The 16,465-nt window shown below is 65.2% G+C and carries 12 protein-coding genes; 5 read left to right on the top strand and 7 right to left on the bottom strand.

Annotation, left to right across the window (positions count from 1 at the left end; genetic code table 11):
* Positions 1–4: 4 nt before the first annotated feature.
* The 4 genes from PSEEN_RS15895 to PSEEN_RS15880 all read right to left on the bottom strand — a co-directional run bounded on the left by PSEEN_RS15895 (position 5) and on the right by PSEEN_RS15880 (position 6,717).
* Entirely contained in the window at positions 5–751 is a 747-nt protein-coding gene (locus PSEEN_RS15895; protein WP_011534573.1) for an ABC transporter permease, read from the bottom strand.
* Positions 751–1,512 carry an ABC transporter permease gene (locus tag PSEEN_RS15890; RefSeq protein ID WP_011534572.1) on the bottom strand — a complete coding sequence of 254 codons (762 nt, stop codon included), beginning with the start codon at positions 1,510–1,512 and terminating at the stop codon, positions 751–753. Before PSEEN_RS15890 ends, PSEEN_RS15895 begins: the two co-directional genes overlap by 1 nt.
* A gap of 251 nt (positions 1,513–1,763) precedes the next feature.
* Entirely contained in the window at positions 1,764–4,196 is a 2,433-nt protein-coding gene (locus tag PSEEN_RS15885) for a TonB-dependent receptor plug domain-containing protein (RefSeq protein WP_011534571.1), read from the bottom strand.
* Positions 4,197–4,476: 280 nt separating this feature from the next.
* Complete coding sequence (locus tag PSEEN_RS15880; RefSeq protein WP_011534570.1) at positions 4,477–6,717, bottom strand: TonB-dependent receptor; 2,241 nt, start codon at positions 6,715–6,717, stop codon at positions 4,477–4,479.
* Between the two features lie 319 nt (positions 6,718–7,036).
* Here PSEEN_RS15880 and PSEEN_RS15875 point away from each other — a divergent pair, with 319 nt between their 5' ends.
* The 5 genes from PSEEN_RS15875 to PSEEN_RS27110 all read left to right on the top strand — a co-directional run bounded on the left by PSEEN_RS15875 (position 7,037) and on the right by PSEEN_RS27110 (position 13,050).
* Positions 7,037–9,094, top strand: a complete 2,058-nt coding sequence (locus tag PSEEN_RS15875; RefSeq protein ID WP_011534569.1) for a type VI secretion system Vgr family protein — start codon at positions 7,037–7,039, stop codon at positions 9,092–9,094.
* A complete protein-coding gene (locus PSEEN_RS15870) occupies positions 9,091–9,915 on the top strand; it encodes a DUF4123 domain-containing protein (RefSeq protein ID WP_011534568.1) in 825 nt (274 codons plus the stop codon). Before PSEEN_RS15875 ends, PSEEN_RS15870 begins: the two co-directional genes overlap by 4 nt.
* Positions 9,916–10,102: 187 nt before the next feature.
* A complete protein-coding gene (locus PSEEN_RS26215; RefSeq protein ID WP_231845275.1) occupies positions 10,103–10,699 on the top strand; it encodes a hypothetical protein in 597 nt (198 codons plus the stop codon).
* 8 nt (positions 10,700–10,707) lie between these two features.
* Complete coding sequence (locus PSEEN_RS15865; RefSeq protein ID WP_011534566.1) at positions 10,708–12,900, top strand: lipase family protein; 2,193 nt, start codon at positions 10,708–10,710, stop codon at positions 12,898–12,900.
* Positions 12,901–12,915: 15 nt separating this feature from the next.
* The gene (locus PSEEN_RS27110; protein WP_269446428.1) at positions 12,916–13,050 is read left to right on the top strand and encodes a hypothetical protein; all 135 of its coding nucleotides are present in this window, start codon (positions 12,916–12,918) and stop codon (positions 13,048–13,050) included.
* Positions 13,051–13,078: 28 nt separating this feature from the next.
* Here PSEEN_RS27110 and PSEEN_RS15860 read toward each other — a convergent pair whose 3' ends face one another.
* Genes PSEEN_RS15860 through PSEEN_RS15850 form a run of 3 tightly spaced genes read right to left on the bottom strand, consistent with a single transcriptional unit; the run spans position 13,079 to position 16,361 of the window.
* A complete protein-coding gene (locus tag PSEEN_RS15860; RefSeq protein ID WP_011534565.1) occupies positions 13,079–14,137 on the bottom strand; it encodes an ABC transporter substrate-binding protein in 1,059 nt (352 codons plus the stop codon).
* Positions 14,134–15,201: an ABC transporter substrate-binding protein gene (locus PSEEN_RS15855; RefSeq protein ID WP_011534564.1), complete on the bottom strand. Its 1,068-nt coding sequence runs from the start codon at positions 15,199–15,201 to the stop codon at positions 14,134–14,136. The genes PSEEN_RS15860 and PSEEN_RS15855 overlap by 4 nt, the downstream gene beginning before the upstream one ends.
* Positions 15,202–15,212: 11 nt before the next feature.
* Entirely contained in the window at positions 15,213–16,361 is a 1,149-nt protein-coding gene (locus PSEEN_RS15850) for an LLM class flavin-dependent oxidoreductase (RefSeq protein ID WP_011534563.1), read from the bottom strand.
* Positions 16,362–16,465 lie beyond the last annotated feature (104 nt).

Below are 16,465 nucleotides of genomic sequence, written 5' to 3'. Positions count from 1 at the left end.
CCTTTCAACGGGTGGGGCGCCAGCGCAGCAGGCGGCGGGCGAGCAGGGTGGACAGCCAGGTCATCAGGTAGCCGCACAGGCCGATGCACAGCACGCAGATCACGATGATCTCCATGCGTGCCCCGGCCTCGGCGTTCATCATCAGGTTGCCGAGCCCGGCGCCGGAGGCGAGGAACAGCTCGCTGCCCACCGCCGTGACCCAGGCGAAGGCCAGGGCCTGCAGCACGCCGGTGGCGATGCTTGGTAGGGCGGCGGGCAGCAGCACCAGGCGCAACTGCTGCCAGCGGTCGAGGGCCAGCACCTGGCCGACCTCGCGGTGGCGCGTATCGACCTGGCGCAGGCCTTCGAAGGTGTTGAGCACCATCGGGTAGAACGCCGCCAAGCTGACGATGAGCAGCTTGGCGGCTTCGCCATTGCCCAGCCACAGGGCGATCAGCGGGATCCAGCCAAGCATCGGTACCTGGCGCAGGGCGTGGAACAGCGGGGCGATCAGGCGGTTGGCCAGCGGTGACAGCGCCATCAGCGCGCCCAGGCTGACGCCACCGAGGATCCCCAGCAGCAAGCCGATGCTGGTGCGTGCGAGGCTCGCCAGCAGGTTCACCAGCAACTCGCCGTTGCCCAGCAGCTCGATGAAGGCGCCACCGATCAACGACAGCGGGACGAAGGCGTAGGCCCCCACGGCATTCTGGCGTGAGGCGTATTCCCAGGCTGCGATCAGCAGCAACGGCAACAGTAGACCGCGCAGTTTCATCACGACCTCCCGACCGCTTGCCAACCGGACAGGCGCCGCTCCAGGCGGCGCAACGAGAAGTCCAGGGCGAAGCCGATCACTCCGGTGAGCACCACGCCGACCATCACCACATCGATGCGCAGCATCTGCCGGCCCATCTCGATCATCTGCCCCAGGCCGCTGTCGGCGGCCAACAGCTCGCAGGCCACCAGCACCACCCAGGCGCGGGTCAGGGCGACGCGGATGCCGGTGACGATGGCTGGCACTGCCGCAGGCAAGGCGATGCGCCCGACCAGGGTCGGCCAGGGCAGGCGGTACACCGCGGCCACCTCGAAATGGTTGCGTGGTATGGCGCGGATGCCTTCGACGGTGGCCAGGGCCACGGGGAAGAACGCGGTCTTGGCGACGATGACCACCTTGAATGTCTCGTCGATGCCCAGCAGCAGGACCAGCATCGGGATCAGGGCGATGCTGGGGACTTGGCGCACAGTGTGAAACAGCGGCGAGCAGTAGGCCTCGACCGTGCGCGACAGGGCCATGGCGGTACCGAATGCCAGGCCCGCCAGGGCGCCGCCGGCAAAGCCCAGACCCAGGCGCGACAGGCTGCCGAGCAGGTGCTCCTGTAGCTCGCCGGTGGCCAGCAGGTCGGCGAAGCTGCGCCAGACCTCCATTGGTGGTACCAGCAGGTTGGCCGGGAACAGCCCGGCAGCGGCGACCCCGGCCCACAGGGCGAGCAGGGCGAGGGGAGAGATCAGCCAGGTGAGGGCGTTGAGCGGTGGCATGGCGGGCCTTGGGGTGACGGGTGGTGATGGGCTATCGCAAGAGCTGTGCCAGCGGCGGCGGGCCTTGATTCCGGGGGTGATCGGATGGACGTGCTGGCAGGGCAGCAGTGCAGTGTTGATAGAGAAGCAGTGAGTCAGCACTGGCCTCTGTAGGAGCCAGCTTGCTGGCGAAGGGCGCAACGCGGTGTCTGGTCGGGTAGGCGTTGTGCCGGGTTCGCCAGCAAGCTGGCTCCTACAGGGGATGGGAGAAATCAGAAGTCGTAGCTGAGGCTGGTGTAGTAGAACGCGCCCTGTGCGCCTTCGGGGCTGGTGATCGAGTACTTCTGCACGCCATACAGCTGCGCGCCTTCGAGCTTGTCCGGGTGGCTGTCGAACAGGTTGATCGCACCCACCGACAGGGTCAGCCCCAGGCCGAAGCGGTAGGCTACATCGAGGTCGGTCACCCACTGTGCGCCGAAGGTCTGGTCCAGGGCCGGGTTGGCGGCGTTGCGGTTCTGCCACTGGCCATAACGGCGCTGGGCCACGGTCACGCTCCAGCCGTCGTACAGCCAGTTGGCGCCCAGGGTCAGTTTGTCCTTGGGCGTACCGTCCTCGATCAGCCCTTGGGTGTTGCGGCCGATGATCTGGTTGCCGGGGATGCCGCCCACATCGTCCAGCCCGGTGATGCGGGTGTTGCTGCGGGCATAGCCACCGTTGAGGTCGAGCCGGCCCCAGGCGCCGAGGTCGAGCTGGTAGTGGCCGGCCAGCTCGATGCCGTCGGTGCGGGTGTCGGCGATGTTGGTGTAGAACGCCGCGCTCTGGATATTGGCGTAGGGCGTGCCGGCGAAGATCGGCCCGACCACTGCGGCCGGCAACTGGTCGGAGAGGGTGATACGGTTGTCGATGTCGATACGGTAGGCGTCGACGGTCAACGAGGCGTTGGGCAGTGGGCGCCACACCAGGCCCACGGAGAAGTTGGTCGACTCCTCCGGCTTGAGCGCCTTGCCGCCGAGCAACCGTGCCTCGGGGCTGTCGGCGCGCAGGGTGCGCTGCTGCACCTCGACCCAGTTGCCGCTGCCCGGTGGTTGCTCGACCACCTGCACGCTGAACGATGACAGCCCCGCCTGCACCAGCGACGGTGCGCGATAGCCGGTGCTGGCACTGGCCCGGGCCGCGATCTCGGGGGTGAAGTCGTAGCGCAGCGACAGCTTGCCGTTGGTGGTGTCGCCGAAGTCCGAGTAGTGCTCGCTGCGCAGGGCGAAACCGGCCTGGAGTTTCTCGCTGAGCTGCCCTTCGAGGTCGAAGTAGGCGCCGATCACCCGGCGATCCAGCGAGGCGGCGTCCACCTGGGTGATGCCCGAGTAATAGCCAGGGATGCGTCGCCCGGTCAGCGGGTCGACGGTGTTGAACAGGGGGCCGTTCTGCCAGCCTTGGGCATCACCGGCCGTGAGTTGGTAGTTCTCCTCGCGCCAGGCCAGGCCGGCGGACACGGTGAGTGGCTTGAACAGCAGGTCGGTGGCGAAGTCGCGGGTCCAGTCCAATGTAAGGTTGGTCTGGTCGGCCTCGCGCCGGCCGGTGTAGATCGTCGAGGCGCTGGCGCTGCCCCAGCTGGGGTTGATGGCGTCGCGGTCGGTGGAGTCGAGGCGGTTGTTGCCGTGGTTCAGCGCCAGGTCGAAGTGACCGAGCGTCTCGTCCTCGTAGCGCAGGCCGCCGGTGACGGCATAGTCCTCAAGGCTGTAGCGGGTGATCGGCAGGCGCCCGTCCGGGTAGCGGGCCAGGGCCACGCTGCCATAGTTGTTGCGCAGGGTGGTGGGCGGGTCGAAGAAGTTCTCGGCGTCGGTGTTCTTGTGCGCATAGGTGGCCAGGCCATAGGCGCTCAGGCCTTCGCCCAGGCCCATCTCGGCATTGGCGGTGACGTTGTACTGGTCCGAGACATTGCCCGAGCCCCAGCGCCAGTTGCGGTAGCGATTGTTCTGCTCGCGCGGGGTGTTGGTGCTGGTGGACCCGGGGTAGAACAACCGGTTGTCGTCGCGGGTGTCGCTGGCCGGGTCCTGGCTGCCGGCGTCGAAGGCCAGGGTGAGGAAGCCGTCGTTGGGCAGGGCGAGGCCCTTCCAGCCGCTGAGTTTGCGTTGCAGGCCATCGCCTTTGTCGTAGCCGCCGAAGCGGTAGCCGATGTTGCCGCCGTCGTCGCGTTCCTTGAGCACGATGTTGATCACCCCGGCGATGGCGTCCGAGCCGTACTGGGCGGCGGCACCGTCGCGCAGGATCTCGACCCGCTCCACGGCTGACAGCGGGATCAGGCTCAGGTCCACCGCCGCCGCGCCGCGGCCATTGACCAGGCCCTGGCGGGTGACGTTGGCGCTGGTGTGGCGGCGCTTGCCGTTGACCAGCACCAGCACTTGGTCGGAGGCCAGGCCACGCAGCGAGGCGCCCTGGGCGATGGAGCCGGCGAAGGCGCCTTGTGGCGACTGGGGGTAGTTGAACGAGGGTGACAGGGCGGTGAGGGCGCCGGACAGGTCCTGGGCGCCGGTCTGTTGGAGCTTCTCGCCTCTGAGCACGTCCACCGGGGCGGCGCTCTGCAGGGCGGTGAGGTCGCTGCGGTGGGTGCCGACCACGACTACGGTGTCGAGTGGGGCGGCGGCGAGGGCGGGCAGGGCGAGGCTGCCGATGGCCAGGCTCAGGGCCAAGGGGGTGAGGTGGGGCATGGGGGTGTCCTTTTTAATGGCAGTGGGGCCTCTGCGAGGCCCTCTCGCGACGCAAGGCCGCTCCCACAAGGATTGCGCGCTCCCTGTGGGAGCAACTGTCTTCTTTGTGGAAGCTGGCCTAGCAGGCATAGATCACCGAGTGCCCTTGGCCCGGCCTTGCCGGGCATCGCCAGCAAGGCTGGCTCCTACAGGTTTGCAGTGGGGCTCAGGTTTCCCGAGGTCACTGTGGGAGCGGCCTTGCGTCGCGAAAGGGCTGCGCAGCAGCCCCAAGGGCAGAAAGTCAGAACCGGCTGGTGACGCTCAGACCGACCGTGCGTGGATCGCCGTAGGTGATCACGTACTGCCCGGCGCCACCGTTGGGCCGGCCATGCACCTGGTAGCGGCGGTCGGTGAGGTTGTTGACGAAACCGGTGACGCTGAGCTTGTCGTCGGCGCTGAACCAGCTCAGCCGCGCATTGGCCAAGGTGTAGTGCGGCTGGCTGAGGGTCGCGTCGGCGCTGCCCTGGCGGTCGGCGAGGAAGTACTCCTTGTCGCGGAAACTCACGTCGCCACCGGCCACCACACGCCCGGGCACGTCCAGCGGCAGGGTGTAGTCGGCCCCCAGCGACACCACATTGCGCGGCGAGCGCACGAAACTGTTGCCGCTGTAGTCGCCGGTCACCACGCCGGTGGTCGGGTTGGTGTTCTTGAAGTCGGTGTACTCGGTGTCGAGGAACGACAGCGCCGCGCGCAGGTGCAGGCGTTCGGTGGGCTGGCCTTCGAGCTCCAGCTCCGCGCCCTTGACCTTGCCCTTGGCGCCGTTGGTCAGGGCGGTGGTGAGCACGCCGTCGTTGACCGTCAGCAGGTTCACCTGGATGTCCGAGTAGTCGTAGTAGAAGACGTTGGCGTTGACCGTCAGGCGCCGGTCGAACCACTCGGACTTGAGCCCCAGCTCGTAGGCGTCCAGTTCTTCCGGGTCGACCGTGGTCAGCTGCGCCAGGCTGGTGGACAGCCCGGTATTGAAGCCACCGGAGCGAAAGCCATGGGCGTAGCGGAAGAACACCCGCAGGTTGTCGTTGATGCGGTATTCCGGGGTCAGGTCGTAGGTCCAGGCCTCCCAGGTCTTGTCTTCCTGGCGGTTGCCGTTGCTGCCGGCACCGGCGATGGGGATCAGCGGGCCGTTGGCGGTGGCGCGGGTCAGTTGCACCAGGTCCAGGTCGATGTCTTTTTTCTCCTGGGTCCAGCGCAGGCCGCCGGTCACGCTGAAGGCGTCGGTGAATTCATAGGTGACGTTGCCGAACAGCGCGTAGCTGTCGGTACAGTGGTCGAAGCCCAGATCGCGGTAGGCCGTGGTGCCGACCTGGTTGGAGCCGGTGCCGTTGGGTGTCGGGCCTGGGGCGACGATGCGCTGCGCGGCGCTGTCGAGGTCTTCGTGGAAGTAGTGGGCACCGAGCAGCCAGTGCAGCGGGCGATCCTCCGGCGAGGCCAGGCGCAGTTCCTGGGACCACTGGCGGTAGCTGTTGTCGGTGATCGCGGCGCCGTTGACTTCGTAGGGGGTGTAGTCGGCGTCGGTGGTGGAGCGGTTGCGGATGTAGTCGTAGGCGCTGATCGAGGTCAGGGTGTAGTCGCCCAGGTACCAATTGAAGGTCAGCGAGGCACCGTCGTGGTCGAGGCGGTAGTCCTCGTTGACGTTGAGCGAGATGTCACGGCCGTTGGGGCGCTCGTAGCCGACGTTGTAGTAGCGGCCCACCGGCAATGAGCCGTTGCTGCCGTCGCCCTTGAACTGGCGGCTGTGGAGTTTCAACAGGGCGTCGAGGTCGGGGTTGAGCTGGGCGAGGAACTGCACGCGCACCGCCTTCTTGTTCACGTCGCCGTAGGTGTTGCCGTCGTAGTCGTTGTTCTGGAAGCCGTCGCGCTCTTCGGAATACAGCGATACCCGCCCGGCCAGTTTCTCGTCCACCAGGGTGCCGCCGATGGCGCCGTTGAGGATGCGCTCGTTCTTGCTGCCGAAGCCGACCGTGCCATAGCCGTCGGTGTCGAAGGTCGGTTTCTTCGAGATCACGTTGACCGCGCCGGCGGTGGTGTTCTTGCCGTACAGGGTGCCTTGCGGGCCGCGCAGGATCTCGATGCGCTCCAGGTCGAACAGCGGCCCGCCACCGGCGACGGGGGCGTTGAGGTAGACGTCGTCGGCATAGATACCCACTGGGTAGACCGTCGCCGCGCCAGTGTCGCCGGTGCCCAGGCCGCGGATGTACCAGCGCGGGCGACCGTCGCCGTCGGGGTTCTTGGCCGAGGCGTTGGGCACGAAGGTGGTGATGTCGCCCATTGCGCGCACGCCGTCGGCGACCAGTTGCGTGCCCTTGATGGCCGACACGGCCACCGGCACTTCCTGCAGCGTCTGTTCGCGGTGCTGGGCGGTGACGGTGACGGTCTCCAGGGCCGGTTCGGGCTTGTTGTCGGCGGCGGCGAAGGTGTGGCTGGCGGTGCTGCCGAGCAGCAGCGCGAGGCTGATCTGGCGGGCAAGTGGATGGCGTTGGTGCATGTGGAGTCTCCCCATATTGAAACGTTGTTGGGGAGTGCTGGAGCAGGGACTGTGCCAGTCTCATAACTTATTGTTTTTACTTGTTTTTATTGGATTTTTTCAGGCGCTGTGCGGATTGGACAACAGAGAGGTGCTTGCTGGGTGTTGCTGGCGCAGCAGGGGCTTCATAAATGTCTTACGCGTTCCAAGGAAAGCTCCTACGCGAGCTCGGATCGGTCCTGCATATCTGGCGGAGAAGTTCCGCTAGCTTGGCGGTTTTCCCCACTTTGCAGGGGGCAATGCTGCGCCCCGGCCAAGGTGGCCCAACCAGGGACAACGGATGTTCGACTCATTACCCCCCGACCGCCTGCGGTTTCATGTACCGGCAGTCCAGCCTGAGCTTCAGGTCCTGAAATTCAGCGGCGACGAATACATCAGCAGGCTCTACCGCTTCGAGCTCGAACTGGTCAGCGAAAATGCCCGCCTGCCGCTCGAGCGGATGCTCAACCAACCGGCCTTTCTCGCCTTCGACGGCCTGGACTGCGGTATCCACGGTGTCATCAGCCGGTTCCGCCAGGGCGTGATCGGCGACCGCCTCACGCACTACCACGCCCGGCTGGAGCCACGGTTGGCGCGGCTGGGCCTGCGCACCAACTACCGGGTCTTCCAGCAGCGCACGGTGGCGCAGATCATCGGCCAGGTGCTCGAAGAGCACGGGCTGCTGGGTGACAGCTACCGCTTCCTCCTCGAAGAACCCTATCCACCGCGTGAGTACTGCGTGCAGTACGGCGAGAGCGACCTGGCGTTCATCGAACGGCTGTGCCAGGAAGACGGCATCCACTACCACTTCCAGCATTCGCGCCAGGGCCACGGCGTGGTGTTCGCCGACCACCAGTCGCACTTCCCCCGGCTCGGGCGCGCCCTGGGCTTTCATCCCCCCACCGGCCTGCAGGCCGACACCCAGGTGGTCAGCCAGTTCGGCGTGAGCGTGCGCACCGCGGTCAACCAGGTGGAGCTGCGCGACCATGACTTTCGCAAGGCCGCGCTGCCGCTGGCCTACCCGAGCAGCACCGGCGAGGCCCAGGTGCTGCCCCTGGAGCACTACGCCTACCCTGGCAGCCTGCGCCAGACCCTCGACCAGCAGCGGGGCGCTTCGCTGAGCAAGCGGGCGTTGCAGCGTTGTCGCTTCAACCATTGCCTGGCCGAAGGAGCCAGCGACGCGGCGTTTCTGCGCAGCGGCCATCTGCTGCAGCTGAACGACCACCCCCGCGAGGCCTGGAACGACCTGTGGCTGCTCACCCACGTCCACCACGAGGGCCAACAGCCCCAGGTGCTCGAGGAGCACGCCGCAGCCGACGCGCAGACGCGCTACAGCAACACCTTCAACGCCATCCCCTGGGACGTGCTGTTCCGCCCGCCGCTGGCCCGGCCCCGGCCGCAGGTGCCCGGCGGCCAGGTGGCCAAGGTCACCGGCCCACCCGGCGAGGAGGTGTATTGCGACGCCCTGGGCAGGGTCAAGGTGCAGTTCCACTGGGACCGCGAAGGCCGGGGCGACGCGCACACCAGCTGCTGGTTGCGGGTGCTGTCCAGCTGGTCCGGCGACCGTTACGGCGCGGTCACGCTGCCCCGGGTCGGCATGGCGGTGGTGGTCAGCTTCCTCGACAACGACCCCGACCAGCCCGTGGTCAGCGGCTGCCTGCCCGACAGCCTGCACCCGCCACCCTATGCCTTGCCCGAAAACCGCAGCCGCACGGTGTTGCGCAGCCGCAGCCTGGGTGGCGGCGGGGGCTACAACGAACTGGCCATGGAGGACCGCGCGGGGCAGGAGCTGCTGTACCTGCGCGCCCAGCGCGACTACGAGCGGCAGGTGGGCAACGACAGCCATGAGGCAATCGGTGGCCGGCGCGAGGTGCGGGTGAAGGGGCCCAGCCGGGTCACCCTGGAGGCCGAGGAGCAGCGCACCGTCGGCGGGCATCGGCAGGTGCTGGTGCGGGCCAGCGACCACTTGGTGGTCGAGGAGGGCAGCCAGACCCGCGTGGGCACGGTGCTGGTGCAACACGCCGGGCGCCAGGTGCAGGTGTCGGCGGACGGCGAGGTGGTGGTGGAGGGCGGTGCCAGCATCACCCTCAAGGTTGGCGGGCAGCACTTGGTGATCAATGGCGCGGGGATTTTCTGCAGCAGCCCGATCCAGATCGGTGGGGCGCCGGCGGCCAGCCAAGCGGTGGCTCCGCTGCCGCCTGAGCTGGCGGGCAGCCAAGGGCCAGCCGCGCTGCCCAAGGTGGTGGCGCCAGTGATGCTGGCCCTGGTAGCGGCAAGCAAACAGGCCGACCAGGACTACTGCCCGCTCTGCGAGGCCTGCGCCAATGGTCGGTGCCTGCCGCTTGGAGGTACTCGATGAACAATCAGGATCCGTGGCTGTGGATGGCCGCGCAACGTGCCCAGGGCCGTGAGGTTGTGCTGTTGCTGGATGGCGAGGCTCGCACTCGGCAAGTGTTGATGGCGACGTTGGGTAGCGACCGTTGGAGCGCCTTGTACAACCAGACACCAGCAGCCCAGCTGGCCGGTGCCGGGCCGGTCGCATTCCTCGTCGGCGATGCCGAACTGCGCCTGGCCGAGCCGGACCTTTCGGCGCCGCAGACGCATTGGGGTTGGCTGGCGAGCCTGGCGCCCGGCGACTGGGTGGGCTGGCTCAGCCACTGGCGGGCGCGGCTGATGGTTGGGCACGGGCTGTACCGCTTTCACGATAACCGCGTGCTGGCCCGTGCCCTGAATGCCCTGACTCAGGTTGAACTGCCAGCTTACCTCGGCCCGACCCTCAGCCTCTGTTACTGGCAAACGGATGTCTGGCGGGTTGTGGATAACCCGGCCCCCGGTAGCTACCCCGTGCCCTCCGAGCCAGCCTGGCTGCGGGTGCCGGCACCTGCCGCCGAGGTGACGCTGCTTGTGAATGCTGACCGGTACCTGGTGCGGTATGACTACGAACGCTATCTGCAACTGGCGAGTGAACAGGACCACGAGGCCTGGCTTGGGCGACGGCTGGAGCAGGCCAAGGCCTGGGGTTGGGAGGCGTCTGCGCAGTTGGAGTTTCTGTTGCTCAGCAGCTTGCGCTCGCCGGGGTTCAAGGTCGGGGAGGACTGGGCGCGGTGGCCGGAGGAAACACCCGAGGCACATTTTCAGCGGATGCGACGGATTGCGCCATTAGAGCAAGGGAGAACGTGAAATGAAGTCTTGGAGGAAACGAGGAGTTGTTGTAGCGGCCGTATTGCTACAGACCAGCTGCTCTGAATGGCAGCCGAATACTTTCACACTGGTGGGGGAGTTACCGCCGAATTTTTCTTATTGGGCGGGCGCACTCTATGAACCGGAGCCTGGTACCCCATGCACCGTCACAGACTGGACACGCACCATGCCGGAATATAACCGACCTTGGCTGGGAGAGTACAAGCCAGAAATAGAGATACAAATACGCACTCTGATAAAGGGCTGTCAGATGGTATTGAAAACTGTCGAGATAAAGATATTTGCACGGTGGTCAGAGGCGACCCGGGTCAATAGGGTGGATAGTTATGCGCGTGCGGGTATGCATATTTATTCTGAATATGAAGGTAAAAATAAACGCACATTCAAAAAAGATGGTGAAGATGTTTTTTATGGTGAATGCCATTGGATGTTTAGAACGATGGGAAAAAATCGCCAATTGAGAAAGATGTTGAGTTGTCGGCAGGATGTCAGTCGTGGAGAAATCGGATTAGGGATAGTGTATGCCGCTTATACATTGGATCAACTACCGGGGAAGACCATAAAAATGAATGTTCGTTTGCTTGAAGAGGAGGAGCCGGGCGAAGGCGGGAGGTGGGTCAAATTTCCAAACGGGTGGAAAAGATGTATGGGTAAAGGTTTTGAAGATCCTTATGCCTTTTGCAGAGGTAACACATCTGATTTCAGTCATTTTACGGGGCCGAATGGCGAAATTTGCACAATTCATCCTGGGTGTAAGGAGTAGCAACTGTTATGAAAGATATCGTGGACGAATTGTCATTGCCCATTAACCCGAAAATTTTCGCTTGCCCGATACAGGACTGCCGGACCAGCTTTCAGTTAGTCGATGAGTTTGGACAAGGCGAGCCATATGCAGGGCTAGGCTATGAGGCAATCGATCGGGAGGGAGTGACTTATCAAGGGGTGCTGGATGTTCAAGGGAAGGGTACTGTTATAGCGCACTATAGTGGCGGGTTGGTTGTTACACTTTTGACAGGCTATATCGGTGTCGATGAGTTTTATACGACTTTGATCGAGCGAAAATTTTACCCTTTAAAAATTACGGAGCTACAAGTTCGCGCAGAAGCTACTCGGTTCAGACATGAAGATGGCTCCCGGTCCTTGGACAACCCTGCTCAAGCCTTGTGCGACCACTTTTTCCAGGTCGAGGTTCGTGATCTTGTCCGGTACGCCTGCCATCTACCTCCCCCGACAAAGTCTAATTTTCCTTTGGAGAAACACGCAAAAAAACTCATGCGCGGGCATGGTGCCCACGGCGTGTGCCTGAGGCCCAACCAGCACACGGTGCTGGAAGTCCGCCCCCTGCGCGCCTTGCGGTTGGTGCTGTCGAAGGATCCAGGTTTTTGTGTGTTGAATATGTATCAGCTGGCACTCATGGCCACGCTGAGCTATTCGCCGTTCGGGCAAGAACCGGATGGGCACCCGGTCCGGGCATCGACGGTCAGCTTTCCCCTTGAGCCCAGCGTTGGCAACTGGTTTGCCGAGTCGCTGAGTGCATTCAGGGAGATCTGGAGGGTCGATACGAAACTGACGCAGTCGTTCTACCCGTTCTATGAAGAAGTGCCGTACTCGCAGCGATGGGAAATCGCGCCTTTTGATCCCGACCTGTATCCCTACAACCATCCGGAACAGAGAGATCTTCAAGAGCATCCCGCCAAGCTTCATTTTCTTGATGACAGAAATCGGTTCAACGCAACGGATACTCAGGCATTTATTGTTCACACGCCTGATCAGATGTTGATAGCAATCCGGGGTACCAGCGAATTCATGGCCGATGCGCTTCGGGATGCAGATGCGTTACAGGTGGAGTTCAATGAAGGGGAAGGGCGAGTTCATCGAGGATTCTATGAATCCGCTATGCAAGCCTATAATTTCGTCCGGGAGTACATGGACAGGTTCCACACCCATCAACGGCTGGTCATCTGCGGCCACAGCCTTGGCGGTGCAGTCGCCTTGCTTCTGGCGGAAATGCTTCGCCGCCAAACAGATGGCATCGACATCCAACTCTACACCTTCGGTGCCCCCCGCGCCGGCGACGCCACCTTCATGCAAGGCGCTGCCAATCTGGTTCACCACCGCATCGTCAACGACAACGACCCGGTCCCCAGTGTCCCCGCCAGCTGGATGCACCGTCCCTTCGAGCGGGTCCGGCAGGATGTCGCGCAGGCCCATATGCAAGCGCCCCTGGGGATGAAGACGGTGCTCAGCAGTCTCGGTTTCGAACTGGCCGAATCCTACGAGCACCACGGCGAATTGCGCCATTTCATGAGCATTCCCTTCGCGCCTGGCCGTCAATCCGCCGTGCTGTGGACGCCCGGCTGCAGCACCATCACCGAGCAAGCGCTGTGCAACCGCATGCTGCGGCACGAGTATGGCCTGCCCGAACGTATGGCGTTCATGGATCAACTGTTCAGGGTCGGCGACCATTTCATGGTTGCCTATATCCCCGCCTGCTGGGCCGCGTTGCGCCGCCATCAGGAGGTCCTGCAGGCCAACACACCTCCTGTCACCCGCCGTGAACTGTCGCTGATCCGCGCAATGCTGGTTTCATTCGATGAACAGATCCAGCGCAGGCAGGCGTCGATCAAGCAGGCGGACCCACACCGTCGTCAACATGAAAACCGGCTGCAAATCATGCAGGAGGAACGCCGCCGACTCGAAGCCACCCTGACGCGGCTTTCTGCGCTCGCCACCACCACCGTCACCGCAGCCCAGGTCTACGGCTCGCTCGCCAACCACCCCGAACTCGAAACCGTACTCGCCCGCTGGCACGCCCATGACGTGAACAACCGCGAAGAGCAGCTTGTCATGGCCCCCGCCGAGCTTCCTTCGAACGAGCCACCGATAATCCAAGTCACCTCCGACGAAATCTTCGCCATGCTCGATGCCGAGAGCGATCCGTTGGATCCCCTGAACTTGATATAAAAAAGGGCCCGGAGCGTGCGCTCGGGCCCTTCCCACGCCGCCAGCACCCAGGCCGCACCGCTGGCCATGGCGCCCAAGGAACAGGACATCAACGTGGTGACGTTCGACGAGCTGTTCGCCAGCCTCGACGACCCGCTCGACCTCATATGAGCAGTGGCCGGCTTGCCCGGCGCCGCGTTCAAACCGCCAGGCGCGATGTCGACCCGATCACCTGCTCCAGCACGCTCGAGTCGATCCATTCGCGCACGTCGATGCGCCGTGGAATGAACCCCCAGCGATGGAGAAACTCGCTGAAGTCCTGCAACGCCGCGATCGACCGGCTATCCAGCGCCGTGCGCAAGCGCCGGTGGGCGTCCTCGCCATAGGCCGCCGCCACCCAGTACTCGCTGGTGTTCAGCTCGCGGGCGAGAAAGCGCCGGGTCTCCTCGGGGTTGGCCCAGGCCCACTGCTCGGTGCGCAGCACGGTATCGACCAAAATACGGCTGGCGTCGAAATGCTCGTGCAGCAAGTGGGTGTCCACCGTCAACGTGCGTGGGGTGCCGTTGTTGCTGCGGATCAGTGGGTCGGGGTGGCTGCCGGTGTCGACCACCACGCGCAGGCCGAACTCGTGGGCCAGCTGCACCGCGTGGGCCCCCTTGAGGAAGATCGCGTCGATGTCGCCGCGCAGCAGGCCGATCAACTCGTTGTTGCGCCGGCTCACGCGGCGGGTGTCCAGGGCCACTTCCGAGCCGTACAGGTGCTGCTTGGGTTCGTCGCTGTAGGTGCCGCCGTAGGGGTAGTCCACCAGCTCGACATCGGCCACGTTCAGCCCTTCGAGCTTGAGCGCGTTCTCCAGGCCGCGCAGGGCCTGGGCGCGGGTGAAATCGATCTGCACGTTGGCCCACTTGGGCAGGCCGAAGCGGCGGTTCTTCAGGTCGCGGATGCCGCGCACGCCGCTTTCTTCGGTGGTGAGGATCAACTGCACCTCGTCGATCCAGCTCAGCCCCAGCACCCGGGTCTCGACGCCGCTGGCGTAGGCCCAGATCGCCGGGATGCTGCCGCCGTGGCGCACCGAGTTCTGCAGGTGGTGGTCGTAGTGGGCCTCGCGTACCTCACGTTCGCTGGACTCACGCAATGACTGGATGCGCGTGCCGAACGGTGCGAAGGCCTGGGCCAGGCGCCCGGACTGCACGGCGATGCCGAGGCCGGTGGGTACCGGGCTGTGGGTGTACCAGAGGGTTTCCAGGGGCTTGCTCATAGGGCGACGGGCTTCCTGTCCATGGGGGTTGTCGTGGCGAGCAGCGCTTCCAGCGGCTGCCGGTCGATCCAGTCGCGCACCGCGAAGCTTGCGGGGATGAAGTGCCAGCGCTGGAGGAAGTGCACGAAGTCCTGCAGGGCGTCGATGGCCTGCTCGTCCAGGGCGGTGCGCAGGCGCAGGTGGGCGTCGTTGCCGTAGGCCACGGCGGCCCAGTACTCGCTGCTGTTGGTCTCGTGCGCCAGGTAGCGGCGGGTTTCGTCCGGGTGCTGGTGCGCCCAGTGCTCGGCGCGCAGCACGCTGGCGAGGATGGCGTGGGCCACCTGTGGGTGCTGCTCGAGCAGGTGGCTGTCCACGGCCAGGGTGCGTGGCGTGCCGTTGTTGCAGCGGATCAGTGGGTCTGGGTGGCTGCCGGTGTCGATCACGGTGCGCAGGCCGAAGGCGTGGGCCAGCTGCACGGCGCTGGCGCCCTTGAGGAAGATCGCGTCCACTTCGCCGCGCAGCAGGCCAGCCAGTTCCAGGTTGCGGCCTTCGCCCTCTGAGGTGGATACCGGAGTGCCGGCGACATTGCGTACCGGGCGGTCGCTGAAGGTGCCGGCGTAGCGGTAGTTGACCAGTTGCAGGTCGCCCACTTGCAGGCCGTCGAGCCTGAGCGCGTTTTCCAGGCCGCGCAGGGCCTGGGCGCGGGTGAAGTCGATCTGCACCGCGGCCCAGTCGGGCAGGCCGAAACGCCGGCCCTTGAGATCTTTAACGCTGTGGATGGCGCTGTCCGGGCGGGTCAGGATCAGTTGCGCCTCGTCGGCCCAGGACAGGCCGATCACGCGGGTCTCGCGGCCTTGGGCGCGGGCCCAGATCGCCGGGATGCTGCCGCCGTGGCGCACCGAGTTGCGCAACGTGTGGTCGAAGTGCGATTCGCGTACGGCCTGCTCGTCGGCTTCGCGCACCGACTGCACGCGGGTGCCGAGGGCGGCCAGGTCTTGCTGCAGCCAGCCTTGCTGCACGGCGATGCCCAGGCCGGTGGGCACCGGGCAACGGGTGTACCAGAGGGTGTCGAGGGGGTGGCTCATGTTCGTGCTCCTCAGGCGCTGGCCTTCAGTGGCGCGGCGGCGGGCGGCTGCACCAGTGGCAGTACTTCCTGGCCGATGCGCAAGGCTTCCTCCAGGTGCGGGTTGGCCGCCAGGATGAAGGTCGAGAAGCCGGCGTCGCGGTACTCGGCCAGGCGTTCGGCGATGTGCTCGTGGCTGCCCACCAGGCCCACCGTCGGGCCGGGCTTGGCCTTGGCGAAGCCGGCCCACAGGTTGCGTGCCAGCTTCAGCGCGTCGAAGTCCTGCAGGTGTTGGTGGTAGGCAGCCTGGCGCGCGCCGCCCACCGAGTCGGAGCCGCTGGCGAAGCCCTTGGCGATGGCGCTGCTCTTGCCTTCGAGGCGTTCGAACTGCTGGCGCAGTTCGCGCCAGGCCTGCTCTTCTGTCTCACGGGCGAACAGGTCGACGCGCAAGCCGAAGCGCACCGTGCGGCCCTGCTTGTCGGCCAGTTCGCGCACCCGCTCGATATGCGGCTTGAGCTTGTCGATGGGCTCGGCCCAGTTCAGGTACACGTCGGCGTGATGGGCGGCGACCTCCAGTGCGGCATCGGAGAAGCCTGAGAAGTACACCCCAGGCTTGCGCTCGTGTTGCAGGCCCGGCGGCAGGCTGCCGTGCTCCAGGCGGTAGATGTCGCCTTCGTAGGAGAACGTATCATTGGCCCATAGGCCCTGGATCACGTCGAGGAATTCGCCGGTGCGCTTGTAGCGCAGGTCGTGTTCGAGGAAGTCGCCGTTGGCGCGCTGGCTGGCGGGGTTGCCGCCGGTGATGATATTCCAGTCCAGCCGCCCGCCGCTGAGGTTCTGCAGGATCGCCGCCTGCTGCGCGGCATAGGCGGGCAGGGTCCAGGTGGCCTGGAAGGCGATCAGGAAGCGGATGCGCCGGGTCTCGCGGGCCAGCGCGGCGGCGGCGATCCACGGCTCGGGACCGGTGGGCAGCAGGGCGCCCTCGAAACCGGCCAGCTCGGCGGCCTTGGCCACCTGGGCGATGTAGTCAATGTAGGTGAAACCATCGGCCTCGCCGTTGGGCAGGCGGCCGGGGGCGATGTGGCCGGGGCGGTGGTTCGGGTTTCCGCGGTTGTGGCGGTCGGTGGACAGCTGCGGGCCGTCGGTGCCCAAGGGCAGGCGCCAGAAGAACTCGGTGGTCATGGGGGCTCCTGAAGGGGAGGTTGGCGATGGGGAAGGTGGTGCAACGGCTGTGCCAGGGCGGTGCGGGGCCCGAATTGCTGGGGGGGCTAGGGAAGCGTGCTGCT

Source organism: Pseudomonas entomophila L48, from assembly GCF_000026105.1.
GTDB classification, from domain to species: domain Bacteria; phylum Pseudomonadota; class Gammaproteobacteria; order Pseudomonadales; family Pseudomonadaceae; genus Aquipseudomonas; species Aquipseudomonas entomophila.
Note: the sequence above shows the minus strand (reverse complement) of the source record. Positions and strands in the feature narration are given on the sequence as shown.

Coding starts and splice junctions, on each gene's coding strand:
- PSEEN_RS15895 (WP_011534573.1), bottom strand. CDS start 751: ATGAAACTGCGCGGTCTACTGTTGCCGTTGCTGCTGATCGCAGCCTGG.
- PSEEN_RS15890 (WP_011534572.1), bottom strand. CDS start 1,512: ATGCCACCGCTCAACGCCCTCACCTGGCTGATCTCTCCCCTCGCCCTG.
- PSEEN_RS15885 (WP_011534571.1), bottom strand. CDS start 4,196: ATGCCCCACCTCACCCCCTTGGCCCTGAGCCTGGCCATCGGCAGCCTC.
- PSEEN_RS15880 (WP_011534570.1), bottom strand. CDS start 6,717: ATGCACCAACGCCATCCACTTGCCCGCCAGATCAGCCTCGCGCTGCTG.
- PSEEN_RS15875 (WP_011534569.1), top strand. CDS start 7,037: ATGTTCGACTCATTACCCCCCGACCGCCTGCGGTTTCATGTACCGGCA.
- PSEEN_RS15870 (WP_011534568.1), top strand. CDS start 9,091: ATGAACAATCAGGATCCGTGGCTGTGGATGGCCGCGCAACGTGCCCAG.
- PSEEN_RS26215 (WP_231845275.1), top strand. CDS start 10,103: ATGCCGGAATATAACCGACCTTGGCTGGGAGAGTACAAGCCAGAAATA.
- PSEEN_RS15865 (WP_011534566.1), top strand. CDS start 10,708: ATGAAAGATATCGTGGACGAATTGTCATTGCCCATTAACCCGAAAATT.
- PSEEN_RS15860 (WP_011534565.1), bottom strand. CDS start 14,137: ATGAGCAAGCCCCTGGAAACCCTCTGGTACACCCACAGCCCGGTACCC.
- PSEEN_RS15855 (WP_011534564.1), bottom strand. CDS start 15,201: ATGAGCCACCCCCTCGACACCCTCTGGTACACCCGTTGCCCGGTGCCC.
- PSEEN_RS15850 (WP_011534563.1), bottom strand. CDS start 16,361: ATGACCACCGAGTTCTTCTGGCGCCTGCCCTTGGGCACCGACGGCCCG.